This is a genomic window from Streptomyces noursei (genome assembly GCF_001646665.1).
In the GTDB taxonomy this organism is placed as follows: Bacteria; Actinomycetota; Actinomycetes; order Streptomycetales; family Streptomycetaceae; genus Streptomyces; species Streptomyces lavendulocolor.
The window spans coordinates 328,648-354,611 of sequence record NZ_LWBU01000158.1 but is presented as its reverse complement, the minus strand read 5'-3'; the positions used below and the strand labels follow the sequence as shown (position 1 = coordinate 354,611).

Annotated in this window: 21 protein-coding genes and 2 tRNA genes; 5 read left to right on the top strand and 18 right to left on the bottom strand. The window is 73.0% G+C overall.

Translation table 11 applies throughout. From position 1 onward, the window contains the following. Nucleotides 1–169 precede the first annotated feature (169 nt). Both A4V12_RS13630 and A4V12_RS13625 read left to right on the top strand, forming a co-directional pair. Entirely contained in the window at nucleotides 170–1,462 is a 1,293-nt protein-coding gene (locus A4V12_RS13630) for a ferric reductase-like transmembrane domain-containing protein (RefSeq protein ID WP_064069607.1), read from the top strand. Beyond that, nucleotides 1,459–3,042, top strand: a complete 1,584-nt coding sequence (locus tag A4V12_RS13625; RefSeq protein ID WP_064069558.1) for an NADH-quinone oxidoreductase subunit NuoF family protein — start codon at nucleotides 1,459–1,461, stop codon at nucleotides 3,040–3,042. The genes A4V12_RS13630 and A4V12_RS13625 overlap by 4 nt, the downstream gene beginning before the upstream one ends. A gap of 160 nt (nucleotides 3,043–3,202) precedes the next feature. Here the strand turns inward: A4V12_RS13625 and A4V12_RS13620 are convergent. Then, nucleotides 3,203–3,275, bottom strand: a tRNA-Ala gene (locus tag A4V12_RS13620). A 151-nt stretch (nucleotides 3,276–3,426) separates the two neighbouring features. Between A4V12_RS13620 and A4V12_RS13615 the strand changes: the two genes are divergently transcribed. Next, a complete protein-coding gene (locus tag A4V12_RS13615; protein WP_064069557.1) occupies nucleotides 3,427–4,641 on the top strand; it encodes a glycosyltransferase 87 family protein in 1,215 nt (404 codons plus the stop codon). Here the strand turns inward: A4V12_RS13615 and A4V12_RS13610 are convergent. Together A4V12_RS13610 and A4V12_RS13605 are read right to left on the bottom strand one after the other, a co-directional pair. Further along, nucleotides 4,620–4,793, bottom strand: a complete 174-nt coding sequence (locus tag A4V12_RS13610) for a hypothetical protein (RefSeq protein ID WP_234372170.1) — start codon at nucleotides 4,791–4,793, stop codon at nucleotides 4,620–4,622. The genes A4V12_RS13615 and A4V12_RS13610 overlap by 22 nt on opposite strands. 301 nt (nucleotides 4,794–5,094) lie before the next feature. Further along, nucleotides 5,095–6,534: an MFS transporter gene (locus tag A4V12_RS13605; RefSeq protein WP_199831274.1), complete on the bottom strand. Its 1,440-nt coding sequence runs from the start codon at nucleotides 6,532–6,534 to the stop codon at nucleotides 5,095–5,097. A gap of 93 nt (nucleotides 6,535–6,627) precedes the next feature. On the opposite strand from A4V12_RS13605, the gene A4V12_RS13600 reads away from it, so the two are divergent. After that, nucleotides 6,628–7,515, top strand: a complete 888-nt coding sequence (locus A4V12_RS13600) for a helix-turn-helix transcriptional regulator (RefSeq protein WP_199831273.1) — start codon at nucleotides 6,628–6,630, stop codon at nucleotides 7,513–7,515. A gap of 124 nt (nucleotides 7,516–7,639) precedes the next feature. Here A4V12_RS13600 and A4V12_RS13595 read toward each other — a convergent pair. The 6 genes from A4V12_RS13595 to A4V12_RS38005 form a co-directional block, all read right to left on the bottom strand. Continuing rightward, a tRNA-Ala gene (locus A4V12_RS13595) sits at nucleotides 7,640–7,712 on the bottom strand. 73 nt (nucleotides 7,713–7,785) lie between these two features. Beyond that, nucleotides 7,786–8,439, bottom strand: coding sequence for a histidine phosphatase family protein (locus tag A4V12_RS13590; protein ID WP_064069555.1), 654 nt, complete (start codon nucleotides 8,437–8,439; stop codon nucleotides 7,786–7,788). Next, complete coding sequence (gene rsfS / locus A4V12_RS13585; RefSeq protein WP_064069604.1) at nucleotides 8,436–8,882, bottom strand: ribosome silencing factor; 447 nt, start codon at nucleotides 8,880–8,882, stop codon at nucleotides 8,436–8,438. Before rsfS ends, A4V12_RS13590 begins: the two co-directional genes overlap by 4 nt. Nucleotides 8,883–8,962: 80 nt before the next feature. Beyond that, nucleotides 8,963–10,735, bottom strand: a complete 1,773-nt coding sequence (locus A4V12_RS13580; protein WP_064069554.1) for an LCP family protein — start codon at nucleotides 10,733–10,735, stop codon at nucleotides 8,963–8,965. 19 nt (nucleotides 10,736–10,754) lie between these two features. Next, nucleotides 10,755–11,375: a nicotinate-nucleotide adenylyltransferase gene (nadD, locus tag A4V12_RS13575; protein WP_064069553.1), complete on the bottom strand. Its 621-nt coding sequence runs from the start codon at nucleotides 11,373–11,375 to the stop codon at nucleotides 10,755–10,757. 74 nt (nucleotides 11,376–11,449) lie between these two features. Beyond that, nucleotides 11,450–11,611 (bottom strand): hypothetical protein, encoded by a 162-nt coding sequence (locus tag A4V12_RS38005; protein ID WP_199831272.1) that lies wholly within the window; start codon nucleotides 11,609–11,611, stop codon nucleotides 11,450–11,452. Between the two features lie 358 nt (nucleotides 11,612–11,969). On the opposite strand from A4V12_RS38005, the gene A4V12_RS13570 reads away from it, so the two are divergent. After that, on the top strand, nucleotides 11,970–13,061 hold the full coding sequence (locus tag A4V12_RS13570; protein ID WP_064069552.1) for a M48 family metallopeptidase: 1,092 nt from the start codon (nucleotides 11,970–11,972) through the stop codon (nucleotides 13,059–13,061). 43 nt (nucleotides 13,062–13,104) lie between these two features. On the opposite strand, the gene A4V12_RS13565 is transcribed toward A4V12_RS13570, so the two are convergent. The 9 genes from A4V12_RS13565 to A4V12_RS13525 form a co-directional block, all read right to left on the bottom strand. Further along, nucleotides 13,105–14,208 carry a hypothetical protein gene (locus A4V12_RS13565; RefSeq protein WP_064069551.1) on the bottom strand — a complete coding sequence of 368 codons (1,104 nt, stop codon included), beginning with the start codon at nucleotides 14,206–14,208 and terminating at the stop codon, nucleotides 13,105–13,107. Between the two features lie 65 nt (nucleotides 14,209–14,273). Continuing rightward, a complete protein-coding gene (locus A4V12_RS13560; RefSeq protein WP_064069550.1) occupies nucleotides 14,274–14,861 on the bottom strand; it encodes a hypothetical protein in 588 nt (195 codons plus the stop codon). 76 nt (nucleotides 14,862–14,937) lie between these two features. Beyond that, nucleotides 14,938–16,254 (bottom strand): glutamate-5-semialdehyde dehydrogenase, encoded by a 1,317-nt coding sequence (locus A4V12_RS13555; RefSeq protein ID WP_064069549.1) that lies wholly within the window; start codon nucleotides 16,252–16,254, stop codon nucleotides 14,938–14,940. A gap of 87 nt (nucleotides 16,255–16,341) precedes the next feature. After that, nucleotides 16,342–16,842 (bottom strand): hypothetical protein, encoded by a 501-nt coding sequence (locus A4V12_RS13550; RefSeq protein ID WP_064069548.1) that lies wholly within the window; start codon nucleotides 16,840–16,842, stop codon nucleotides 16,342–16,344. Nucleotides 16,843–16,994: 152 nt separating this feature from the next. Further along, on the bottom strand, nucleotides 16,995–18,122 hold the full coding sequence (gene proB, locus A4V12_RS13545) for a glutamate 5-kinase (protein WP_423563073.1): 1,128 nt from the start codon (nucleotides 18,120–18,122) through the stop codon (nucleotides 16,995–16,997). 111 nt (nucleotides 18,123–18,233) lie between these two features. Then, nucleotides 18,234–19,412 carry a glycosyltransferase family 2 protein gene (locus tag A4V12_RS13540; protein WP_079137033.1) on the bottom strand — a complete coding sequence of 393 codons (1,179 nt, stop codon included), beginning with the start codon at nucleotides 19,410–19,412 and terminating at the stop codon, nucleotides 18,234–18,236. A gap of 273 nt (nucleotides 19,413–19,685) precedes the next feature. Beyond that, nucleotides 19,686–21,830 (bottom strand): hypothetical protein, encoded by a 2,145-nt coding sequence (locus A4V12_RS13535; RefSeq protein WP_079137021.1) that lies wholly within the window; start codon nucleotides 21,828–21,830, stop codon nucleotides 19,686–19,688. A gap of 180 nt (nucleotides 21,831–22,010) precedes the next feature. After that, nucleotides 22,011–23,510 (bottom strand): bifunctional cytidylyltransferase/SDR family oxidoreductase, encoded by a 1,500-nt coding sequence (locus A4V12_RS13530; protein WP_064069545.1) that lies wholly within the window; start codon nucleotides 23,508–23,510, stop codon nucleotides 22,011–22,013. Between the two features lie 165 nt (nucleotides 23,511–23,675). Further along, on the bottom strand, nucleotides 23,676–25,697 hold the full coding sequence (locus tag A4V12_RS13525; RefSeq protein WP_064069544.1) for a glycosyltransferase family 4 protein: 2,022 nt from the start codon (nucleotides 25,695–25,697) through the stop codon (nucleotides 23,676–23,678). Nucleotides 25,698–25,964 lie beyond the last annotated feature (267 nt).

Below are 25,964 nucleotides of genomic sequence, written 5' to 3'. Positions count from 1 at the left end.
ACCCCAGAGTCAGTTGCCGTCGGATCCGAACCTTAAACGCCCAAAGCTCGTACCGGTTGGTATGCCTCGACTTAGCATGCGGCCACGGGACCTCTTTTCCGCACCACTGGAGTCGCCCCCCATGAACCCTCATCGCAAGATCCGCTCATCGCCCGCCTTCCAGGCCGGGATGAGCAAGCCGGTACAGGGCGGGCTCACCGCGGCTGCGCTGGTACTCATACCGGTGCTCGCCATCGGCGGGAGCGAAAGTTTCCGGGCCGCCCTGGACTTCGCCACGGGTGTCCTCTCCCTCGTGTCGCTGACCGCCTCCGTGGCCTGGGGCCTGATCGCGCAGGACCGGCTCCTGCTGTCCACCCGCAACCGGCTCCTCGCCCAGGCCATCCACCGCACCACCGCGGTGGCCTCCCTCGGCTTCCTGCTCCTCCACGCCACCGTGAAGGTGTCCCTGGGGCACGTGGAGCTCATCGGGGCTCTCATCCCGTTCGGGCTCGGGGTCACCGGCACGTCCGGTCTGATCGGGTTCGGGTCGCTCGCCGGGCTGCTGATGGTGATCGCCGCGTCCACCGGCGCCGCCCGCAGCGCGCTGGCCGGCCGGGGCAGCATCGCGGCCCGCTGGCGGCCCCTGCACATGCTGGCCTATCCGGCCTGGTGCTTCGCGCTCGTCCACGGGCTCTACGCGGGTCGCCCCGCCGCCACCTGGGTGACCACCATGTACTGCCTGGCCCTCACCGGAGTCGCCTGCGCCGTGTCGCTGCGGCTGCTGCCCAACCCCGTGCAGCAGCGTCTCGCCGACCGTGTCCTGAGCCTGCTCGGGCCGGGCGCGGAGAAGCCGGCCCGCAGCCGGGGGCGGCGGCGCGACCCGTCGGTGTCGCCGCTGCCCGGCTCGCCCGACATCACCCCGTCCGGCCCGTTCGAGGCGTCCCGCCCGTACGACGCCTCCCGCTCGTTCGAGCAGGAGCTGCGGCGGGAACCGGCCGCCCGCCCCGAGCCGCCGGTCCAGTCCCCGGACCTTCCGCTCGGCCGCCCGCGTGAGCAGCCCCGCACCCTGACCCCGCCCACGGCGCCGATGTACGAGCCGGGGTTCCCCCCGGCCTCCCCCGGCACCATGGGGGCGGGCATCTCGGCCGCCTACCGGGCCGTGTCCCTCGGCAACGCCGGCGCCGGCGGCCCCACGCAGGAGATCCCCTACGCCGAGCGCGTGCCCATGACGGAGGAGCTGCCGGTCGTGTCCGACGAACCGGCCACCAGGCCCGGCTACTGGCCGACCCCGTCCCCGCCGCCGCCCGCACCGTCCCCCACCCCGCCCTCGTTCGGCCAGGACAGCGTCCCGCCTCCTTCCTACGGCCAGGACACCGTCCCGCCCTCCTACGGCACCAGCAGCCCCACCGAGCCCGCACCGGGCCCCTTCCAGCAGCCGCCGGCCGGCGAGCCCTGGACCGCACCAGCAGGAGACCGCCCGTGAACGCCCCGCTCCCCGACGTACCCGAGGTCCGCGTCGTCGGCCTCCCCCAGCTCACCCAGGGCTTCGACCTCGTCGAGCGGCTCGACCTCCAGATGCACCTCAAGGTGCACGGCCCCCTCGAACCCATGGGCGGCGAGCGACTGGCCCAGCTCGCCGAGGAGATATCCCTCACCGGCCGCGGCGGTGCCGGCTTCCCGTTCGGCAAGAAGCTGCGCGCGGTCGCCAAGGCGACGATCCGGCGCGGGGTGCGCCCGGTCGTCGTGGTCAACGGCAGCGAGGGCGAACCCGCGTGCCGCAAGGACACCGTGCTGCTCAACCGGGCGCCGCACCTCATCCTCGACGGCGCGCTGCTGGCCGCCGAGGCCCTCGGCGCCCGCACCCTGGTCGTCGCGGTGACCCGGAACTCCACGGAGATCTCCATCCGCGCCGCCCTCGCCGAGCGGGGCCTGTCCGACCGGCGCGGGCAGCGGCTGCGCGCGCGGGTCGTGCGCACCCCCGAGCGCATGGTCTCCGGCGAGGCCTCCTCCGTGATCCGCGCCGTCAACGGCGGCCCCGCCATCCCGCCGGGCCGCCGTGAGCGCGCCGCCGAGTCGGGTGTGGGCAACGCTCCGACGCTGCTGTCGAACGCCGAGACGTTCGCGCAGCTCGCCGTCGCCGCCCGGATCGGTGCCGGCCGCTACTCCCAGCACGGCCTGGACAGTGAGCCCGGCACGGTGATGCTCACCATCTCCGGGCAGGTGGCCCGGCCCATGGTGGTGGAGGTGCCGACGGGCGTCCCGATGCGGTACGTCCTCCAGCTCGCCGGCGCGCCGCAGGTCCCCCAGGGCGTGCTGACGGGCGGCTACCACGGCAACTGGATCGACTCCATGGCCGTCGACAACTGCGTCATCTCCAAGCAGTCCATGGCGGCCGTGGGGGGCGCCCTGGGAGCCGGGGCCATCCTCCCGATCGGTCCGGACACCTGCCCGCTGGGCGAGGCGCAGCGCGTGGCGAACTGGCTGGCGGCGGAGACGGCCGGCCAGTGCGGCCCGTGCCGCCTGGGTCTGCCGGCGGCGGCGGGCGGCCTGTCGGACGTCCTCAACGGCGGCGGGCCGGCCGCCCTGGAGGCGCTGCGCGAGGTCACCCAGGCGGTCAAGGGCCGGGGCGTGTGCAAGCACCCGGACGGATCCGCCCGGTTCTTCAGCTCGACGCTGTCGGCCTTCACCGACGACCTGGCCGCGCACGTCCTGCACGGCGGCTGCGGGCGCCCGACGCTCGGTGTGCTGCCGCTGCCCGAACCGGGCTACCAGGAGGTCGTGGAGTCCATCCCGAGCGGCGAGAAGCTGGCGGTGGACTGGACGCTGTGCAAGGGCCACGGCCTGTGCGCGGACATCGTCCCCGAGCTGATCCGCATGGGTCGCGACGGCTACCCGGTGCTCTCGGAGGCGTCCGTGCCGACCCATCTGCGGGACCGCGCCCAGCTGGCGGTGCGGCGCTGTCCGGAGCTCGCGCTCCGGCTGGAGCAGGGCCCCCAGGACCGCCCGTCCCGTCCGGCGTTGCCGAGCGCCGACCGCAAGGCGCTTGGCAGCGGTCGGGGTTGACGCACAGCCCCCGGTGGCCACGGCCGCCGGGGGCACCCCGTGGCGGGCGGTGTCCCGCCCGTGTTCGCGTGTACGGGGACGCGGGGGCGGGCCGGGGCACGGGAGTACGGGCACGGAAAAGGCGGGCCATCCGATCGGATGACCCGCCTTCCACGTTCTGTGGAGCTAAGGAGAATTGAACTCCTGACCTCCTGCATGCCATGCAGGCGCTCTACCAACTGAGCTATAGCCCCTTGCGGTGTGCCGCCCTCCTGGAGTCTCCTCCTGGCCGGTTCCCCCTTGCGGGTTTCCCTCGCGGCGACAGAGAGAACATTACACGGTCCCCCCGGTGGTTCACCAAATCGTTTACGGTCGGTAGGGCTCTGGCCGGTACCGTCGCCCCTTGTGACCGTGACCTCGACCCACCGGGCGCGCCTCAGGGAGCTGCCCCTCGCCGCCGCCGCGACGGCCTGCCTGCTGTCCTTCGCGGCCTTCTGGATGGCGCAGCGCGCCGCCAACGTCACCATGCTCGACCTCTCCGTCTACCGGGCGGAGGGCGAGACCGTGCTGGCCGGTGGCGACCTCTACGCGATGCGTGCCACCTCGGCGAACCTGCCGACGACGTACCCGCCGTTCGCCGCCCTGCTGTTCACGCCGCTGACGCTGCTCGGCGTGCCCGAGATGCGCACCCTGGCGACCGCGGGGAACCTGCTCCTGCTGCTCGCCCTGGTGCACCTGTCGCTGCGCCTGGTGGGCCGGGACAGGCCGGGGGCGGCGCTGTGGGCGGCCGCGGTGCTCGTGTGGTGCGAGCCGGTGTGGACGACGCTGCGGTACGGGCAGATCAACCTGCTCATCGCGGTGGCGGTGCTGTGGGACCTGACGCGGCGGGAGAACAGCCGGTGGGCCGGTGTGGGCATCGGTCTGGCCACGGCGGTGAAGCTGACGCCGGGCCTGTTCGTGGTGCTGCTGCTCGTGGTGGGGGTGGCACGCGCGCGTACGTACGGATGGAACCCCTGGCTCCGGCAGGCGGCGACGGCCACCGGGGTGTTCCTCGGCGTGACCGTGGCGTCGGCCGTGGTCCTGCCGTACGACTCGCGCCGCTTCTGGACCGAGATGATCTTCGAGACCAGCCGGGTCGGGCGCAAGGAGGAGACGGCCAACCAGTCGCTGAACGGCGTACTGGCCCGCCTGATGCACACCACCGACCCGGGGATGTGGTGGCTGCTGGCCGCCGTCGTCGTGGGTGTGGCGGGAATCACGGTCGCGGTCGCGGCGGCGCTGCGCGACGACCGGCCGGTGGCCGTGGTGGCGTGCGCGACGACGGCGCTTCTGGTGAGCCCGATCTCGTGGTCCCACCACTGGGTGTGGTGCGTGCCGATGCTGGTCCTGCTGGCGACCCGGGCACGGCCGGCCTGGACCGTGGGCACGGCCCTGGTGTTCGCGTCGTTCGCCCTGTGGTGGGTCCCGCACGCCCCGGCGCCGGTCCGTCTCGAACTCCACCAGAACGGCTGGCAGATGCTGCTGTCGGGGCTCTACACGCTGGCCGGGCTGGGCCTGCTGGCGGCGTTCGCGGTCCGGCAGCGGCGGGCGGGGACGGGTCAGGCGGTGGCGAAGGAGTAGAACCGCTTGAGGGTGCAGTGCTCGTCGAGCAGGCGTCCGTAGATCGGCTCCCCTTCGAGTTCCCGGTAGGTCTCGATGGGGTCGCCTTTTATGATCAGCGCCCGCGCGCACTCCTCGCACCAGTACTGGTACGTGGGATTGACCGGGTCCATGTCCCGGACGATCGGCGTACCGCTGCCGCACCAGTCGCATTTCCGCCTGTGCGCACCCATCAATCAGCTCCAGCTGTGGCCGCAGGACGTGCACACATAGGACACCCCGCCATTGTCACCGAGCATTTGGGCGACGTGGGCCGACCCGCATGAGGGGCAGCTGAGTCCCGGGCGCGACCGCGCCGCGACGAGCGGGTCGGAAGCCTCCTCGAAACCGCTGGCCGCCATCGCGAACTCTCCCTCCCGTCCGGATCGTCGTCCCCCTCCGGCCGTCCGATTCTGCCATGGCGCGGCACGGGGGTCAGCGGGGTCGGCGCACCAGCCCGGCCGCCGCGCCCAGGAGCGACACGGCGGCCATCGCCAGGGCGCATACCCACAGCGCGTCCGCCGAAGCCTGCGGACCGGGCACGTTCAGGCGGCCGAGGAAGAGTGTGCCGAACGTCGCGACGCCGATCAGCTGTCCCAGCTGGTTGACGGTGGCGAGCAGGCCGCTGGCGTCGGCGGCGTCCTCCTGGCGTACGGAGGCCAGGGCGCCGGTCAGGACGGGGCTGAAGGCGAGAGCGAGCCCCGCGCCCACGGCGGCGAACGCCAGGTACATCGCCGGGCCGCCCGTCCGCCCGTCCCGCAGCGCCCAGCCGGACGCCAGAGCGGAGGCGGAGGCGAGCAGGAACCCGCCGGTCACCAGGTGGCGCTGCCAGGTGCGCGGCCAGCGCCGCCAGGTCAGTCCGACGGCGCCGAACACCACGGCGGTCGGGGCGAAGGTCAGGCCGGCGCGCAGGGCGCCGTGGCCGAGGCCGCTCTGGAAGTGCAGGGTCATGGCGAACAGGAAGCCCGCGTTGACGCCCATCACCACGGCGATGCGGACCACCGCGAGGCCCATCCCGGGCAGGCGCAGCACCCGGGGCGCGATGAGCGGGGCGCCTCCGCGCCGCGCGAGGCGGGACTCGTAGCCGCAGAACACCGCGAACAGGACGGCCGAGGCGCCGAGCGACGTCCACGCCCAGGCGGGCCAGTCCCGCTCCTGTCCGAGCACCAGCGGCACGGTGAAGAGCGACACGGCGGCGGCCAGCAGCACCAGCCCCGGCAGGTCGAGACCCCGGACGCGCGCCGGGTCGCCCCGCCGGTCGCGCGGCAGGACGCGGACGCCCAGCACCAGCAGGGCCAGGCCGATGGGTACGTTGACCAGGAAGACGGGCCGCCAGCTCGCGCCGAAGAGGTCCGCGGCGACCAGCACGCCGCCCACCACCTGGCCGGCCGCGGCTCCGGTGGCGAGGACCGCGGAGTAGGCGCCGAGCGCCCGCACCCTGCCCTCACCGGTGAAGTTCCGCTGCACGAGGCTGAGGACCTGCGGGATCATCAGCGCCGCCCCCGCTCCCTGCACCAGCCGGAAGGCGATGAGCTGCCCGGCGTCCGCCGCGAGCCCGCAGGCGAGGGAGGACGCCGTGAACAGCGCGAGCCCGCCGAGATACATGCGGCGGTGGCCCAGCAGGTCCCCGAGGCGGGCACCGGTGATCAGCAGGATCGCGTACGAGACGGTGTAGCCGGCGACGACCAGCTGCAAGGCGGCTCCGGAGGCGGCCAGTTCGTCGCGGATGGTGGGTGCCGCCACATTCACGATGAAGGTGTCGAGCAGCGCCATGAACTGCGCGGCGAGCACCACAGCCAGCAGCAGGCCCGGCCGGGGCCGATTGTCGGTGCCACCGTGTTCACTGAGCGTGGGAGGTGTCGCGGTCGTCGTCATGCCTGGAGCCTGCCGACGATCCGGTACCAGTAACGAGAGCCCGCTGATGCTGGTACTGACAGCACCTGGCAGAGGTGGGGCGGGCCGTCGACGATGGGGGGCGTGACGACGATGGCGACACAGGAGCGAACGGACCGGGCGGGGCACCAGCGGAGGCGGCCGGAGCTGGCCGCCTTCCTGCGCAACCGCCGGGCCAGGGTGACCCCGGCGGACGTCGGCCTGCCGCCGGGTCTGCGCCGGCGGACGCCCGGTCTGCGCCGCGAGGAGGTCGCCCAGCTCTCCGGAGTGGGGGTCACCTGGTACACGTGGCTGGAACAGGGCCGCCCGATCAACGCCTCGCCACAGGTCCTGGACGCGGTGGCGCGCACCCTGCGGCTCGACCGGCCGGAGCGGGAGCACCTGTACCACCTTGCCGGGGTGCCGTACGTGCCGGACCGGTCGGCGGACGTCGAGCGGGTCAGCCCGGAGATCCAGGGCATCCTCGACGCCCTCGACCCGCGCCCGGCGGTGGTCTACAACACGCGGTACGACGTGCTCGCCACCAACCGGGCGTACCGGCTGCTGTTCGCCCGCCCGGCGCTCGACGAGTACGGCATGCGCAATGTGCTGTGGACGCTGTTCACCGTGGCGGACCCGGTCTGCCCCCTGGTGGACAGGCGCACCGAGCTGCCGCTGATGGTGGCGCAGTTGCGCGGGGCCTACGGGCGGCACGTGGGCGAGCCCGCGTGGGAGTCGTTCATCGCCCGGCTCTCGGCGGCCAGCGCGTACTTCGCCGCGCTGTGGGAGAGCGGGGACGTGGTGCCACCGGGGCCCCGGGTGAAGACCTTCCGGCACGAGGCGGTGGGCGAGATACGGATGACGTCGGTGTCCCTGTCGATCAACGGAATGCCGGACTGCCGGATCGTGGCGTACACGGCGAACGACGAGGAGAGCCGGCTGGCGGTCGAGACTCTGTGCGCCGGAGCGGCGGACGCGCCCTGAGCACGGCGGCGCCACGGCCCGCGGGCCCGGAGGGGCCGGTGCGGGACCACGGCTTGCCCGGGCGGCGGCACGGGGCCGGAAAGCACGAATCCCGCCCCCTTGCGGGGACGGGATCCGGTGATTGTGGAGCTAAGGAGAATTGAACTCCTGACCTCCTGCATGCCATGCAGGCGCTCTACCAACTGAGCTATAGCCCCTCGTGTTCTTCGCGCTCCGCGCTGCGAACAAGAAGAACTTTAGCCTGTGACCTGCCGGAAAGTGAAATCCGGGTCAGTCGTCGTCGCCGAGGACCGGTTCGGGGAGCGTTCCGGCGTTGTGCTCCAGCAGCCGCCAGCCGCGCGCGCCCTCGCCCAGCACCGACCAGCAGCAGTTCGAGAGGCCGCCCAGGCCCTCCCAGTGGTGCGACTCCAGGCCGAGGAGCCGGCCGATGGTGGTGCGGATCGTGCCGCCGTGACTGACCACGACGAGGGTGCCGTCGTCGGGGAGCTTCTCGGCGTGCGCCAGGACCACGGGGGCGGCCCGGTCGGCCACCTCCGTCTCCAGCTCGCCGCCGCCGCGCCGCACCGGCTCGCCGCGCTTCCACGCGGCGTACTGCTCGCCGTAGCGCGCCAGGATCTCGTCATGGGTGAGGCCCTGCCACTTGCCCGCGTACGTCTCGCGCAGCGCCGAGTCGTGGCTCACCCGGTGACCGGTGATCGCGGACAGCTCGGCGGCCGTGGCCGACGCGCGCCGGAGGTCGGAGGCGATGATCGCGTCGGGCTTGAGCGCCGCGAGGAGCCGGGCCGCCCGGCGGGCCTGGGCGAGACCCGTGTCGGTCAGTTCGATGTCCGTGGAGCCCTGGAAGCGGCGCTCCAGGTTCCACGACGTCTGCCCGTGCCTCCACAGGACGATGCGGCGGCCCCTGCCGCCCTTGGTGCCGTTCAGCTCAGCTCACCGTCCGGGCCGTCGGCGGCGTCGGCGCCGCTGAGCCGGGCGTGCTCCTCGGCCTTGCCGCGGGTCTTCACGGCGTCCTCGGGCAGGGGCAGCTCGGGGCAGTCCTTCCACAGCCGCTCCAGGGCGTAGAAGACCCGCTCCTCGCTGTGCTGGACGTGGACCACGATGTCGACGTAGTCCAGCAGGATCCAGCGGGCGTCGCGGTCGCCCTCGCGGCGGACGGGCTTGGCGCCCAGGTCCTTGTTGAGCCGCTCCTCGATCTCGTCCACGATCGACTTGACCTGGCGGTCGTTGGGCGCGGAGGCGAGCAGGAAGGCGTCGGTGATCGACAGCACGTCGCTGACGTCGTAGGCGATGATGTCGTGCGCGAGCCGGTCGGCAGCCGCCTGGGCGGCGGCGGTCACGAGCTCGATGGAGCGGTCAGTGGCGGTCACATGCAGGCTTTCGTCGGCGGTCCAGAACACCCCCAGGGTCTCACGTACCGCCGACAGCCCGGCAAACCATTACTCCGCCGCTATCCCGCCTCGTAATCCCGGCCCAGGACGACGGTGACGTCCGCGTTGGCCGCCGCCTTGCCCTGCTGGACCGCTCCGGCGGGCAGGCCCAGGGTCTTGGCGACCTCCACGGCCTTCGCCTTCTGCGCCGCGTCACCATAGATGACCTGCGAGGACGACTCCTCGTCGACCTTGCCGCCGTCGATGACGGCGTAGCCGCCGTTGATGAGCCGGACCCGCGCCGCCTCGGTGGCGTCCTCGTCGCCGGAGGCGTTCCGGACGCCGACCCGTACGGCCGCGCCCTGCTCCGGTGCGCCGACCGAGCCGCCGAGGATGTCCTTCACCACACTGCCGGTGGCCTCCTCGCTGAGCGTGCCGTCCTCCTGGACGGGCAGCAGCGCCGTTCTGTGGTCGCCCACCTTGGCGTGCTCGGCGAGCCTGGCGAGGGAGGCGCCGAGGTCCTTCTCCGGCAGCGACGGGTCCAGGATCTGCGCCAGCGTCTGGACCGTGACCGTCGCCGACTGCGGGTCGTCCGACATCTTGCGCAGGACGCCGAGGACGACCTGCCCGAACCGCTCCAGCTGCCGGGCCTCCGCCTCGCCGGGGCCGCGGTGGGTGGCGTACGCGACGGCCATGCGTCCGTTCAGGGTCTGGCCCTCGCCCTTGGGCACGAGGGGCGCGTCGCCCTTCTTGGCCCCGGGGACCTCGGTGTCCGTGCTGACCTCGATGCCGCCGACGAGCTCGACCAGGTTCTCCAGGTACGGGGTGTCCAGGCGCCACGTTCCGGTGATCCTGGTGCCCAGCAGGGCGCCGATGGCCTCGCGGGTGCCGGCGGACCCGTCGTCGTCGACGGACTTGGCGAGCGTGGTGGTGGTGCCGTCGTCGTTGGCGACGGAGAGGGAGTTGGGCAGCAGGACGGTGGTGCCCTGCTTGGTCGTGGCGTTGTCGACCAGCAGCGCGGTGGAGGTCTCCTTGTTCCCGGTGTTGTGCAGGTGCAGGACGATCACGTCCCGCTTCTGCGGGCCGCCGGCGGTGGTCCCCTGCTTCGTCTCCTGGTCGGAGGTGCCGGGGAGCAGCCCGGCCGACCACAGGTAGCCGACACCGCCGACGAGGGCGACGGCCAGCACGACGACGAGTGCGACGACCCGGTTGCGGCCCCGCCGCCGGGCCTCCTCACGGCGTTCTGAGCGGCTCTCGGTGAACTTGAGCCAGTCGATGACGTCCTCGGAGTCCTCGTCCGGCTCCTCGACGAAGGAGAACTGCTCGTCGCCCCGGTCCTGCCGGGCCTCCCCGTCCGGGTCCGCCTGCGGGCGGCGCTGGCCGGGCACGGCGGCGGGCGCGGCCGGGGGCGTGGGGGCGGGAGGTGCGTGCCGGGCCTGCTGCGGCACGGCGGGCTGCTGCGGCGCCGGGGGCTGCTCGTGGACGGGCTGCTCGCGCACGGGCTGCGGTGCCGGCTGCTGCTGGGCGGTGCCGTAGCCGGAGGCGTACCCCTCACCGGTGGCGTACCCCTCGTACCCGTACCCCTGCTGGGCGTACGACGGGTCGTACGGCTGCTGGGGGTGCTGGGGCTGGGGGTGCTGCGGGGAGTACGGCTGCTGGGGCTGGGCGTACTGACCGTACTGGTCGTAGCCGTAGGACTGCTGGGGCTGCGCGTACGGGTCGTACTGCTGTGACTGGGCGGGCTCCTGATGCTGCGGAGCCTGCTGGTACACCGGCTGCCCGTAGGCGTCGTAGCCGACGATCTGCGGCTGCGGCGGGTGGTACGGGTCGTACGGGTTCTGCTGGTCGTTCACCGGTGCCCCTCTCCGTGGCTCATTCGCCCCGGTACAACTGGCGCTTGTCGATGTAGCGCACCACACCGTCCGGCACCAGATACCAGACGGGATCGCCCGCGGCGACCCGTGCCCGGCAGTCCGAGGACGAGATGGCCAGCGCCGGCACCTCGACCAGGGAGACCCCGCCCTCGGGCAGGCCGTCGTCCGACAGGTCGTGCCCCGGCCGGGTCACCCCGATGAAGTGGGCGAGCGAGAAGAGTTCCTCGGCGTTGCGCCAGCCCGGCATGATCTGGGACAGCGCGTCCGCTCCGGTGATGAAGAACAGGTCCGTGTCCTCGTTGAGGTCACGGAGGTCCCGCAGCGTGTCGATGGTGTACGTCGGCCCGCCGCGGTCGATGTCGATGCGGCTGACCGAGAACTGCGGGTTCGACGCCGTGGCGATGACCGTCATCAGGTAGCGGTCCTCCGCCGGGGAGACGTTCTTGTGGCTCTTCTGCCACGGCTCCCCGGTCGGTACGAACACCACCTCGTCCAGGTGGAACAGGGCGGCCACCTCGCTGGCGGCCACCAGGTGTCCGTGGTGGATCGGGTCGAACGTCCCGCCCATCACGCCGAGTCGGCGCTTGCCGGAACTGGTAGGCACTTGCTGGTCTCCCATGCGTGCAGAGCCTACTGGCCCGGCGCCTCGGGCGGTCCCGGCGGTCGCGGGGTCAGCGGTCGGGACCCGGCGGCTCAGCGGTCGCGGTTGAAACGCGTGGTGATCCAGAGCAGGAGGAGCAGCACGACGAGGGCGCCGCCGCCGGTGAGGTACGGGCTGAGGCTGGCGTGGTTGCCGCCGTGCTCGGCGCCCTCGGCGAGCGTGACGAGACTGGCGGCGGTGGTGGGGAGGCTCATCTTCGGCAGGACCTATCCATCGGAGTCGGGGCGGAGACTTCGCGCACATCGTATGCGGGCCGTCCGGGCGCGCTCACGCCGACTCAGCCGTTGCCGCCGGTGTCCCGGCGCCGGGGCGGCGGTGTCCGGGCGGAGCGGGACGGCACCGGAGGCCGGCGGACGGCCCGCACGAGCCGCGGCGCGGCGCTCCGTGCACGGCCGCCCGGGTGAGCCCGGCCCTCCGCGGCCTCGCCCGGCCCGGCCGGCCTCTCCCGCGGTCACCCGTTGTCCACAGGCCCGGCCGGGCCATGGCTCCAACGCCTACGCTGGGGGCCGTCAGGGGGACGAGACAGGTCTCGTACGAAGATGGGGGCATTCCATGACCGACGGCAGCCACGAGAACGTGCCGAGCAGGCAGCGCAGGCGGTTCCCGGGACTTTCCTCCCGGGCCTACGAGCACCCGGCGGACCGGTCGGCGCTCGTCGCGCTGCGCAGGCTCAGCGGTTTCGACACGGTCTTCAAGGCGCTGAGCGGGCTGCTGCCGGAGCGCAGCCTGCGGCTGCTCTTCCTGTCCGACTCGGTGCGGGTGAGCGACGCGCAGTTCGCCCACCTCAACAGCATGCTGCGGGACGCCTGTTACATCCTGGACCTGGAGAAGGTCCCGTCGATGTACGTCACGCAGGACCCGAAGCCCAACGCCATGTGCATCGGCCTGGACGAGCCGATCATCGTCGTGACGACCGGGCTGGTGGAGCTGCTGGACGAGGAGGAGATGCGGGCGGTCATCGGGCACGAGGTGGGCCACGCGCTGTCGGGCCACGCCGTGTACCGCACGGTGCTGCTGTTCCTCACCGGCCTGGCGACGAAGATCGCCTGGATCCCGCTCGGCAACGTCGCGATCATGGCGATCGTGACGGCGCTGCGCGAGTGGTTCCGCAAGTCCGAGCTGTCGGCGGACCGGGCGGGCCTCCTGGTGGGCCAGGACCTGCGGGCCTCGATGCGCGGGCTGATGAAGATCGCGGGTGGTAACCACCTGCACGAGATGAACGTCGACGCCTTCCTGGAGCAGGCGGAGGAGTACGAGGCCGGGGGCGACCTGCGCGACTCGGTGCTCAAGATCCTGAACGTGCTGCCGCGGTCGCACCCGTTCACCACGGTCCGGGCCGCCGAGCTGAAGAAGTGGGCGGAGAGCCGGGACCACCAGCGGATCATGGACGGCCACTACCCGCGCCGCTCGGAGGACAAGGACGCGTCGGTCACGGACTCGTTCCGCGAGTCGGCGTCGCACTACGCCGACTCGGTGCGCAGCAGCAAGGACCCGCTGATGAAGCTGGTCGGTGACATAGCCGGCGGCGCGGGCGACCTGGGCGGCAAGCTCCGCGACCGGTTCGCGGGCAGCTCCGGCGGCACGGGCGGCGGCGCCGGCCGGGCGGGCGAGGCGGGCGGCGAGGGGCGGACCGCCTCCGACTGACCGGCCGCCCCCGACTGACCCCGGCCGCCCGGCGCGGCTCCCCTCACCGGGTGCGGGGAGCCGGGCCGGTGGGCTGGGCGGTCGGGGACAGGGCGCCGCAGAGCGCGGGGGCGGTGCGGTCGCCGGTGGCGTACGGGTCGGTGAGCGCGGGTCCCGCGGGTGTGGCGCGGTGTCCGGCGAGCACCGGGTGCAGGAAGGCCGACGGGTCGGCCGCGCAGTCCTGCGGGCCGGCCTGCACACGGCTGGTCAGCAGCTCCGCCCGGTGCATCCGCAGGTCCTCGCGGTCGAAGCGGAGGACCAGCTCGCGGCGCACGGTGAACAGCGAGGCGTCGGCCGCGGGAGGCGCCCCGGCCGGGCGGACCGCGTAGACGAGCGTGTGATCCGACGCCACCTCCAGGGTGTCGGCCCCCACCTCCGCGACCCGCAGCGTGCCCCGCACCCGCGGGGTGGGGCCGGCGAGCGCCACCTCGGCCGTGTCGAAGCGCATCAGCCAGCCGGTCGCGGCGTGCCGGCCGTCGGCCGCGGGTGCGTCGACGCTGCGGTCGAACTGCTCCAGCTGGTCGGGGTCGAGCAGCAGCCGTACCTGCCGCACGGCGCCGCCGGTGAGGACGTCCGGGTCGAGCGAGGACTGCACCAGGTAGTCCTTCGCGGTGCTCAGCGCGGTCACCACCTGGCCCTCGGAGAAATGCGCGGTGCGCCGTGCCGCCGGAAGGGTGACGCCGGCGGCGCCCGAGCGGAACTGGGCGGCGGGACTGCGGGCGAACAGGGCGGCCGGGTCGCCGCCGGGGACCGTGTCGCGCGGGGCGAGCGGCACCACCGTGGTCCGCAGCGGCTCGGCGCGCCGGTCGGTCGGCGGCGGGTAGGCGCCCCGGGCGCTCAGGTACACGACGGCGGCGAAGGTGACCGCGAGGACCAGCACGAGGAGCAGCGCGCCGTGCCGGCTGCGGGAGGCGGTGGGGGGCTCCTCCCACGAGGGGCGGCTGCGCACGGCCTGGGCGTGCTCCCCGAGGCGTTCGCGCGCCGAGTACTCCTGGAGGTGGGCAGCACGGACGAACGACTCGTCGAAGACGACGGACCGGTACTCGTCCTCGCCGCCGCCGGGGGCGCCGTCGGGCGTCCCTTCGGGCGGGTCGCCACGCCCTGCCATACCTTCAGGGTAGGTCTGCGGAGCCTCCGGTAAACGCGCTGGTGCGGGACAACACGCGGGCGGCCTCAGGGCGTTCGCGGCGCCGCCGGGACGGGCGGGGCACTGTACCCCGCGGAGGCCGGGGGCGCCGTCCGGGCCGGGTCCGGAGGCGGGGCGTCGACGCCGCTGGTCGCGGGCGCGGGGACCTGTCCGCCGCGCCCGCCGGAGGAGCCCCGGTAGACGGCCGTGAAGGCGAGGGCGACCATTCCGACGCCCATCACCACGGCGAGGATCCAGGCCACCGGCCGGTGCCAGCGGGAGCTGGGCCGGTAGGGGCGCAGGGCGCCGCCGTGCGCCCCGTAGGGGCCGTCGTCGTCGGCGGGGCCGTACCGGTCGGCGTCGTACCCGTGGGCGTGGAGCCCCGGCCCGTACCCGGTGTCGCAGGGGTCGTCGTCGGGTCCGGGACCGGCCGTCGCGGACCGTGCGGCCTCGGCGTCCGCACGCGCCTGGGCGGCGGCCAACAGGCGTTCTACGGCGGAGGGTTCATGGATCTCGGCGGCCCGGACGAAGTCCTCGTCGAACACCACGGAGGCGAAGTCGTCGTCGGCGCCCCCGCGGTCGTCGTCGGGCTCCCAGCCGTCCGGGAACGGCCTGCCCCCCACGTCGTCCGGCACGTTCCCAGGGTAGACCGAGGAGGTGGATTCCGGCAGGGAGAGCGGCGAATCCCGCTCACCCCGCCCGGTGCGACGGCTACCGCGTGTGACCGTCGCCCGTCACGATGTACTTCGTCGAGGTCAGCTCCGGCAGGCCCATCGGCCCGCGGGCGTGGAGCTTCTGCGTCGAGATGCCGATCTCGGCGCCGAAGCCGAACTGGCCGCCGTCCGTGAAGCGGGTGGAGGCGTTGACCGCGACGGTGGTGGAGTCCACCAGCTGGGTGAAGCGGCGGGCGGCCGCCTGCGACGTGGTGACGATCGCCTCGGTGTGGCCGGAGGTCCAGAGCCGGATGTGCGCCACGGCGGCGTCCAGCGAGTCGACGACGGCCGCGGCGATGTCGTACGAGAGGTACTCGGTCTCCCAGTCCTCCGCCGTGGCCGCCACGACGGTGGCCTTGGAGGCGCCGGCGTAGGACTGCACCCGCTCGTCGCCGTGGACGGTGACGCCGGCCTCGGCGAGGGCGTCCAGGGCCCGCGGCAGGAAGGCGTCGGCGATGTCCCGGTGGACCAGGAGCGTCTCGGCGGCATTGCACACGCTGGGCCGCTGCGCCTTGGAGTTGATCAGGATGTCGACGGCCATGTCGAGGTCGGCCCGGGCGTCGACGTACACGTGGCAGTTGCCGGTGCCGGTCTCGATGACCGGGACGGTGGACTCCTCGACGACGGTGCGGATCAGGGAGGCGCCGCCGCGCGGGATGAGGACGTCGACCAGGCCGCGGGCGCGCATCAGCTCGCGCACCGAGTCGCGGGACTCCCCGGGCACCAGCTGCACCGCGTCGGCCGGCAGGCCCGCGCCGCCGACGGCGTCCCGCAGGACGCGCACCAGGGCGGTGTTGGAGGAGTACGCGGAGGAGGAGCCGCGCAGCAGCACCGCGTTGCCGGCCTTCAGGCACAGCGCGGCGGCGTCGACCGTCACGTTGGGCCGGGCCTCGTAGATGATCCCGACCACGCCGAGGGGGACGCGGACCTGCCGGAGGTCGATGCCGTTGGGCAGGGTGGAGCCGCGGACGACCTCGCCGACCGGGTCGGGCAGCGCGGCCACGTCCCGGACGTCGGCGGCGATGGCGCGCACCCGCTCGGGGGTGAGCGTCAGCCGGTCGATGATCGACTCGCTGGTGCCGGCCTCCCGTGCCCGGGCGACGTCCTCGGCGTTGGCCTCGACGATCTCGCTCGTGCGGACCTCCAGCGCGTCCGCGATCGCCAGCAGCGCGTCGTCCTTGGCCGCGCGCGGGAGTGGCGCGATTTCGGCGGCGGCGGCGCGCGCCCGGTAGGCGGCACGGGTGACCGGGGTCATGTCGTCGTACGGCGTGACGGACGGCGAGGTGGCGGAGGAGGGGGAGTGCGACGAGGTCATACTCGCAGCGTAGTGCGCTCCGGTCGGGCATCCATCACATATCCCGCTCTGCGAGACGCCCGGGCGGACACACGGCCGCGTGCCCCGTCAGTAGGGGTGGACCCCCACGGGCGCGGCGGGCGGCGGGCCGTACCCTTCCGCGATCCGCAGGTGGTACGTCTCCCGGTCGATGACCTCCAGGCCCACGATCTCCCACGGCGGCAGCTTGGCGCTCTGCCGGTGCTCGCCCCACAGCCGCAGGGCCACGGCGGCCGCGTCGTGCAGGTCGCGGGCCTCCTCCCAGTAGCGGATCTCGGCGTGATCGTTGGCATACCGGCTGGTCAGCAGGAACGGGTGGTCGTGGGCGAGCTGCTCAAGGGCCCGTTTGACGTCCTTGAGGGGGGCCGCCGGGCCCGAGACGCTGAGCGTGATGTGCCACAGCTTGGACACCGGGCGGTCCGGGGTGTGCCGGTCCGGCCCGCCGCCCGGCTGCCGGGCCGCGGCGCCGTCGTCGAGGACGGCTTCGTCGAAGTCGGCCCCCGCCTCGACACTCGTCAAGGCGCGTTCGGCCGTCCCTCGGGGCAGAGCCCCCGGGCGCGCTCGTCTCACCGGCGGCCTCCTGTGTGTACGTCCGTGTACGTGGTGGTGCTGTCACCCCGCCTACCCCTGAGACAAAGTTGACCAGTCCCGCGCGGAGCGTGGGGCGGTTTTGAGGAAGGTCTCCGGCGGATGGCGGGAGTTTCAGCCGTTCTGGGGCTGGTCTAGGCCTCCAGGACGACGAGATCGTCCCTGTGTACGACCTCCCGCTCGTAGGCCGGGCCCAGCTCCTTCGCCAGTTCACGGGTCGAGCGCCCGAGGAGCTGGGGGATCTCCTTGGCGTCGAAGGTGACGAGCCCCCGGGCGACCGCACGGCCGGCGGTGTCGCGCAGCTCGACGGGGTCCCCCGCCGCGAAGTCGCCCTCGACGGCCGCGATGCCCGCCGGGAGCAGGGACTTCCTGCCCTCGACGACGGCCCGCACGGCGCCGTCGTCCAGGATCAGGGCGCCCTGCGGGGTGGAGGCGTGGGCCAGCCACAGCAGCCGGTCGGCGGAGCGGCGGCCGGTGCGGCGGAAGTACGTGCCGGTGTTGCGGCCGGCGAGGGCGTCGGCGGCGCGGCTGGCGGAGGTGAGCACGACCGGTACGCCCGCGGCGGCGGCGATACGGGCGGCCTCCACCTTGGTGACCATGCCGCCGGTGCCGACGCCCGCCTTGCCGGCCGAGCCGATCTCGACCCCTTCCAGGTCCTCCGGGCCGCGTACCTCCGCGATGCGCGAGGTGCCGGGCGTGGACGGGTCGCCGTCGTAGAGCCCGTCCACGTCGGAGAGGAGCACGAGCAGGTCGGCCCGGACCAGGTGGGCCACGAGCGCGGCGAGCCGGTCGTTGTCGCCGAAGCGGATCTCGTCCGTGGCGACCGTGTCGTTCTCGTTGACGACCGGCAGGGCGCCCATGGCGAGCAGCTGGTCGAGCGTCCGGTAGGCGTTGCGGTAGTGCGCCCGGCGGCTGGTGTCGTCGGTGGTGAGGAGCACCTGCCCGACGCGTACGCCGTAACGGGCGAAGGAGGCGGTGTAGCGGGCGACGAGGAGGCCCTGGCCGACGCTGGCGGCGGCCTGCTGGCGGGCCAGGTCCTTGGGGCGGCGGGCGAGGCCGAGGGGCGCGAGCCCGGCGGCGATGGCGCCGGAGGAGACCAGGACGATCTCCTTCTCGCCGCCGCTGCGGACCTTGGCCAGTACGTCGACGAGCGCGTCGACGCGGTCGGCGTCGAGGCCGCCGGAGGCGGTGGTCAGGGACGACGAACCGACTTTGACGACGATCCTGCGGGCTTCCGTCACGTACTGTCTTGCCACTGTCACGTGGGAAATCTATGCCAGGAGCGGCGTCCGGCGCGCGTGCATTCCAGCGGCTGGACATGGCCGTGGACACCCGGGTGCGGCCCTCGGGCCGGGCGGGCCGGTCCGCGCGGCTCAGGCCGTCCCGGGCGTCCGCCCGGCCCGCCGCAGCAGCCGTCCCACCAGCCGGCGCGCCCGGCGCCGGGCGACGGCCAGGGTGCCGGGCGCGCCGCGCACTTCGTACGCGCCGTCCGGGATGCCCACGGCCGGGTCGCGGAAGTGCGGGTACGCCAGGTACTCGCGGCCCCACCGCCGCACCCGCTCGGGCGGTGTGCCCTCCTGGAGGCGGGTGACGACGTCGACGAGGGCGTCGGGCCGGTCCATGGCCACGCACGTCAGGCGCAGCCGGTCCTCGGTCTTCAGACGGCAGGCCAGGCCCGGCGTCCAGTGGGCGGCCATCAGCGGTGCGGCCAGCTCCATCTTGGCGAGCAGGACGTCCCGCGGCTGGCGGAGCACGACGGGCCCGAACTGCGGGAGCAGCGTGACGGTGAACGGCCGCATCATCAGCAGGTCGCGGCGCTCCCCCGGCGGCACGTGCGCGGCGATCAGCTCCGTCAGGGCCCGGGCGGAGTCGAAGCGCGGGACGTAACCGCCGGTCTTCGTCAGGTGTTTGCCGTCCTCGCGGCCCACCAGGTAGTAGCAGGTGTAGTCGGCGACCACCGACACCCCGCTGCCGCGCAGGTAGGCCTCCAGCGTGAACAGCGCGTCCTCGCCGGTCGTCAGCGACTCGTCGAACCGCATGCCGTACCGGACGAGCAGGTCGCGGCGGAAGAGCTTCTGGGCGCTGAGCGTGTACTTGACGTTGGAGCGGTAGATGTCGGCGCGTTCGACGGTCTGCTTCCACATGGACTTGGCGGCGTTGCGGTTGACGCCGACGGTTCTGCCGAGCACCACGTCGGTGCCGGCCCGGTCCGCCATGGCGACGAGACGTTCGAGGGCCTCCTCGCCGAAGTGGTCGTCGGCGTCGAGGAAGAAGACGTAGCGGCCGCGGGCGAGGGAGAGGCCGGTGTTGCGCGGGCCGCTGGGGCCGCCGGAGTTGGCCTGCCGGACGACGCGCGTGGCGACCTTGGAACGGGCGGCGAACTCCTCCAGGTACTCCCCCGTGCCGTCGGTCGAGCCGTCGTCGACGGCGACGATCTCGATCCGGTCGGCGCCGAGCGTCTGCGCCTCCACCGAGTCCAGGCACTTCACCAGGTAGGGCATGGCCTCGTAGGCCCCGATGATCACGCTGACATCGGGTGTGTTCTCTGTCATCGGCACCACTGCTCGATCCACCGGAGGGACGAAGGTCGCCGCCATGGTGCCCGCCGGGCGTTTCCCGGGTGTGACGGCACGCACAGCGGCCCGCAAGTGCTCCTCGGACGAGGGACTTACGGGCCGCGATGTGTACGTCCTGCTTTACGCGGGCGGGCGGGGCCGGGTGGTTCGGCGCGCATCCGCCGGCCGGCGGGCGCGGGGGCCGGTGCGCCGTGCCGCCCCGCGGGTGCCGGGGCTGCCGGGGCTCAGTGCGCCGCCGGGTGCCGGGGCTCAGTGCGCCGCCGTCGCCTCCTGGGCGCCCTTCTCGGCGACGGTGTCCAGGGCGGCGTCCAGCGGCTCGGCGCCCGCGCCGTCGGCCTCCTGGTCGAGCTCGCCGATCCGCTGGCCGGCCAGCCGCTGCGCCACACCGTTGTTGCGGGCCTCCGCCTTGGCGGCCAGCGCGCGCACGGCGGCGTTGAACTGCTCGATCGACGTGGGCTCGTCGGGACCCAGCAGGTACCGCTTGAGCAGCTTGCGCTCGCCGGCGAGCCGGTCGGCCGCCGGGTCGGCCACGGCGGCCAGCAGCTCGTCCAGCTCCGTGGCGCCGTTGGAGAGGATCACCGCGGCGCGGACGGCGGTGTTCTGGCGCCTGAACTCGTCGGCGCCCACCCCGGCGGAGTCCGTCACCGCGTACGGCTTGCCGCTGGCGATGAAGTCGGACACCACGCTGGAGATGTCGGAGACCATGCCGTCGGCCTCGTTGAAGCAGTCGTACAGCTTCGGTTCGGCGCCGGTGACGACCCGGTGCTCCCACCAGCCGAAGGAGCGCCAGTACGCGTCGTTCCACTCGGCCCGCAGGCGCTTGATCTCGGCGAGGCGGTGCGGGTCGGCGAGCGAGACGCGCGACTCCTCGGCCTCGTCGCCGCCCTTGCGGCCGGGGGCGGAGAGCTGGGCGATCCGGGCCTCGATCCGGGCCAGTTCGGCGCGGGCCGCGGCCTGCGACGAGCGGGCGGCGGCGATCTCCTCGGCCCAGCGGGGGTCGGCGGCGCGCTCGGCGTTGGCCGCGGCGACCATCTTCTGCAGGCGCTCGTCGACGGCCTTGGCCTTCTTGTTGACGAGCCCGGTGAAGGGGTGCGGCTTGTAGATGACGCGGACCGGCCGGGGGGCGGCGAGCAGCCGCTTCACGATGTTCTCGCCGGCCAGCAGCAGCGAGGTGTTGCCGGGGTTGTTGTCCCAGCCCTCCCAGGTGGGGGCGTACAGGATGGTGGGGACCGGGTTGGCGGGCGTGCCCGTCCAGGACCTGATCGGCGCGAGCTGCGGGCGGCCCACCTCGACGATGTCCTCGTCGCGGACGCCGACGTCGGCCAGCGCGTACCGGTCGCGGCCGGCCTGGCCGGCGGTCCACACCTCGTCGTACACCTTGGAGAAGGGGTTGACGCTGGCGAGCTTGTCGCTGTCGCCGTGGCCGATGAAGACGTGCTTCATGGTGGGGACGCGCAGCATGTGGATGTTCTTGCCGACGTTGGCGGGGTACAGCGTCACGCGGATCGTCGACAGGTCCATCGCCATCAGGTGCTGGCCGCCGGGGACGCACAGGATCGGCACCGAGGTCGGCTGGAGCTTCTTCACCAGCGCGCGCTCACGCATGATGATGATCGGCCGGCCGTCGACCTGCTCCATGGTCTCCAGCCACATGTTGACCTGGTAGGCGGAGTCGTCGGAGCCGGAGAAGTACAGGGCCACCGTCGGCTGGTACTCGCGCAGCCAGGTCCCGACGGCCTTGAGGGCGGCGCCCGCGGCCGGTGCGCGCTTCTTGCGGCGCAGGTACGGGACGAGGGCGGCGGTGTAGAGCAGGCCCAGTGCGAGGGTCACGGCGACGCCCGCGTACCCGATGGCGTTCCGGCCGGAGGCGACCGCCACGATCACGCCCGCCATCGCGGGGATGTCGAGGTGCAGCATCTTCTCGGCGGAGCGGTTGAGCAGCGCCTGCGGCGGGGCGTCGGGGATGCGCACGGCGTGCAGGTCGATGTTGCGGGTGACCACCGGCATCGTGCGGCGCAGCCGGATCAGGGTGGCGAGGGCGCCCTGCGGGGCCTGGAGGCCGTAGAAGAGCAGGAAGCAGGCGACCGCCGCGTAGAACACGGGCTGGTCGGCGAGGCCTTCGCGGGCCAGCAGCAGGATGAGCAGCAGCTGCCGCAGCAGGAAGCGGATCGCGAGACCGGCCCGGACCTTGCTCAGCCGGTTGATCAGGTAACTGTTCTTCTGGTGCAGATACCAGTCGGCGACGTAGGTCACGGCACCGGCGGCCGCGAAGAACCAGAGGTTCGGGAGGAGGGCGGCCAGCATGACGCACGGATAACCCAGCCCCATGAGGGCTGCCGCGGCGAGCTCTGACGCACTGCCCACACGTGCCAGGCGAATGGCGGTCGAAATCACGAAGAACCTGCTCCAGGAGGGGGTGCCGGTTTTATTCTCTGGACATGACTCCCGTGAAGGTGGGGGACTTCACGGAGTGGCTTTTCGGATCCTTACCGGTTCCGTCGGCCTGTTTACGAACTCGGGCCTCTGCATTCGCACAATGCGACACAGAGGCCCGAAGAACACATCTGGTGAGTATTACACATCTTCCTGTCGGTCCAGCACCGAGGCGAGGGCCTGCTCGAAGCCGGACGCCTCGCTCGCCCCACGGGTGGGGTCCTGCTGCCGTACGTCGATGACATGGCCGGTGAGTTCGGAAAGCAGCACGTCCAGGGAGGTCCGGGCCACGGCCTCGGAGGACAGCAGCGATCCGGCGGGCTCCTGGCCGAACGCCTTCGTGCGCATCGGCGTGGCGGTGCGCTCGGGGTTGACGCAATTCACCCGGATTCCGTCGCCGGCCCATTCGTCGGCGAGAGCCTGGGTGAGATTCACCATGGCGGCCTTGGTGGACGAGTAAAGGCTGTACTCGGCGCGGCCCCGGGTGTAGCTGGAAGAGGTGTACAGGAGCAACTGCCCCTTGGTCTCCACCAGGTATTTGTACGCGGCGCGCGCGATCTGCACGGGGGCCAGGTAATTGACGTTCAACGCTTCCTGAATGGTCGCGTTGTCGGTCTCGGCGAGCTTGCCGATGCGCAGGACGCCCGCGGTGTTGATGACGTAGTCGATGCGGCCGCTCTCGGCGTACGCCGTGGCGAGCGCCTCCTCGACGTGCTCCGGGTTCTCGACGTGCGTGCCGGTGGTGGAGCGGCCCAGCGCGTACACGGTGGCGCCGTACCGCTCGGCGAGGGAGGCGATGTCGGCGCCGATGCCGTACGAGCCGCCGAAGACGACGAGCGTCTTCCCCGACAGCAGCTCGCGGTAGGCGGCCTCGTCGGCCTGGCGCGGGGCGGCGGTGGAGGCCAGCTGGAACAGCTTGTCGGCGATGAACACGTCGACGGGCTGGGTGACCTTCATGTTGTACTCGTCGCCCGCGACGACGTAGATCGGCACGTCGGGCAGGTAGCGCAGGACGACGCTGCAGTCGTCCGTGGCCTGGAAGTTGGGGTCCCCGGCCGCGATCTCGTAGGCCCGCTTGATCGTGGACAGCTTGAACGCCTGCGGCGTCTGTCCGCGGCGCAGCCGGGAGCGGTCGGGTACGTCGGTGATGAACTCGCCGTCCTCGCCGTGGGTGCGGGTGACGATGATGGTGTCCGCGGACGGGATGGCGACGTCGACGGCCTGGTAGCGGTCGAGGGCGTCGACGCAGTCCTTGATGACGCGCTGTGACAGAAGCGGACGCACCGCGTCATGGAAGAGGACGTTGAGGTCCTCGCCCTCGCCGAGGCCCTCGCCGAGGGCCTGGATGGCACGCTCGGTGGTCTCGTTGCGCGTGGCCCCGCCCTCGATGACCCGGGTGACCTTGGTGAGGCCCGCCTTGGCGATGATCTTCTCGACGTCGGGCACGAAACCCGGCGCCATCAGCACGATCACGTCGTCGACGCAGTCGGCCTGCTCGAAGATCGTCAGCGTGTGCTCGATGACCGCCTTGCCCGCGATCTTCAGCAGCTGCTTCGGGATCGCGAGACCCACGCGCTGGCCGGTACCGCCGGCGAGCACGACAGCTGTGGTGCGGGTCTTGGCTTCATGCGGCGCTGACACAGAACGACCTACCTTGCGACGACTGGGGGACGGGCTGATGGTCGCACTCTCCGTGACCGTCTCGCAAGGTGGACATCGGGCGCCCCGCACCCGTCCGACACCTGGTGTTCACGCTGTGGCCAGGGAGAGCGGACGGGTGTCGCGGCGGGGCCCCGGTGACCGACATCACGCGGCCGGTGCGTCGACGACGCTGAGTACGAGATCGTTGGCGGCGCTGTGGAACAGCGTGACGACGGTCCGGTCACGGGGCCTGCCCGCCAGTCTCCCGACGAGGCCGCGCACCCGCGCCAGGGGCCGGTGGTCGCGCGGCTCGACCGGGGGGTACGGGAAGAGGGAGCCCTTCTCCACGATGTCGTCGAGGAAGCGCCCGAGCCGGGCAGGCTCGGCGTCCGGCGCGTACCGGAGCCACAGGTCCCACACATCGTGAGGGTCCTGCCGCCGCGCGGCGGGAGCGGTGCAGGGGAAGGTGAACCGGAAACCGTCGGCCCCGTGGCGCGCGCCGGGGAAGGCCAGCTCCAGCGGGGCCTTCCCGCGCCGCCGCAGCAGGAGGGCCGGTTCGCCGTCGGGCTCGGCCGCGCCGTGGAGCCGCGCGGCGACGGTGAGCGTCCCGTCCTGGATCCGGACCTCGCCGGCCTCGGCGTGGACGGGGCGGGACCAGGAGCGCAGGTGCAGCGTGCCGCCCCTCGGGTACGGGACGATCTGCCGCACCGGTTCGCCGGCGCGCTGCCGCTCGGCCGCGCGCATGGCGCCGCGCTGGTCGACGGCGCGGGTGGCCAGCGGGACGGCGCCGGCGGCACCGGGCAGTTCGGCGGTGACGGGGTGGACGCCCTCGGGCAGCGGCGTGGCGGCCGGGACGGTGGCGGTGCCGTGCTCGTCGAAGGGGAAGCCGTGCCCCCCGACCACCAGGCGGGCGCCCTCGCGGGGCGTGAGCAGCGTCACGGTCACGGTGCCGTCGCGGGTCACGGCGCTGTCGGCGACGGTGGGCGCCCCGGGGAGCGGGTCGGGTGCCGGGCGGCGGGCGGCGCGGTGGGTGGCGGCCGCCGCGCCCAGCTCGGCGAACAGCTCCTCGTACTGCTTGGCGACCGGGCCCGGGTCGAAGCGGCGGCCGTTGACCTGCGCGGCGGCCCCCATCCGGCGGCGCAGCACGGGGTCGTCGACGAGCCGGAGCAGCGCGGTGGCGATGGCGTCGACGTCGCCGACGGGGACGAGGAGGCCGTCCTCGCCGTCCTTGACGATCTCGCGGGGGCCGTAGTCGCAGTCGGTCGACACCACGGGCAGTCCGCAGCGCATCGCCTCGACGAGGGTCATGCCGAAGGACTCGTGACGCGAAGTGGACACGGCTATCGCGCCCTTGACCCACTCGGGCTCGATCGGGGAGCGCGGGCCCATGAGGTGGACGCTGTTGTAGAGACCGAGCTTGTCGATCCTCGCGCGGAGCCGGTCCTTCTGGTTGCCCCAGCCGCAGATCCGCAGCGTCCACCCGGGGCGTTCGGCCACGACCTTGGCGAACGCCTCGATCAGCACCTCGTACTGCTTCTCGGACGCCAGCCGCCCGGCGGCCACGATCGTGGTGCCCGAGGTGTCGGAGGGCGGGACGACGGGTGCGGGCACGCTGTTGGGGATGGCCAGCACCCGGGTGCCGGGCAGCGGCAGGTGGGCGCGCCAGGAGGCGGCGTCGCCCTCGGAGACGGTGACGAACGCGTCGAGCCGCGGCAGGAACCCGGCCATCTCGGCCCGCAGTCCGGGCTTGTGGTGGTTGTGCGTCATGTGCTCCTGGCCGATGAGCACGGCGCCCTCGGGCGCGAACGCGGCGACGTACGCGACGAGTCCGGGGCGGGTGCCGATGACCACGTCGGCGTCGGAGCCGGCGCCGGCGTAGTGGGCGCGGACGCGTTCGTCGGTGAGGAGGCTGTACTCCTTGTACCGCGCCTCGTTCCGCGGGAAGTGCTCGGCGGGCCGGAGGTGGTGCTCGTGCTTCTTCTCGTTGGTGGCGGAGGAGGGGCGGGTGTCGACGAGCGGTACGACGGTGATGCGCGGGTCGATCGCGAAGAGCGGTTCGTCCCGGTGCCGGAACACGGAGACGATCTCCACTTCATGCCGTCCGGCCAGCTCCTCCGCGAGGTTCAGCGTGGTGCGGATGGTGCCGCCGATGCCGTAGATGGTGTGGATGAGGAAGGAGACCTTCATCAACGCTCCGTTCAAGTCAGCCGGGGCACCCACGGCCCCGCCCCCGGAGACAAGACGGTGATCCTTGGCCACAGGTTGTCCGGCCGGAGCGACGTAAACCGGAATTCATGCCCCTTTTTCGCCCCGTGGCCCGCTTCCCCCCGGACGCGGCCACCCGACGCGGCCACCGGACCGCCGTGCCGCTCCTTCCGCGCGGTGCCGCCTGCCGGGCGGCACCGCGCGGCGCGCCCGCCCCCCTACCGGAGCCGGACAGCACGAAGCCCCCGC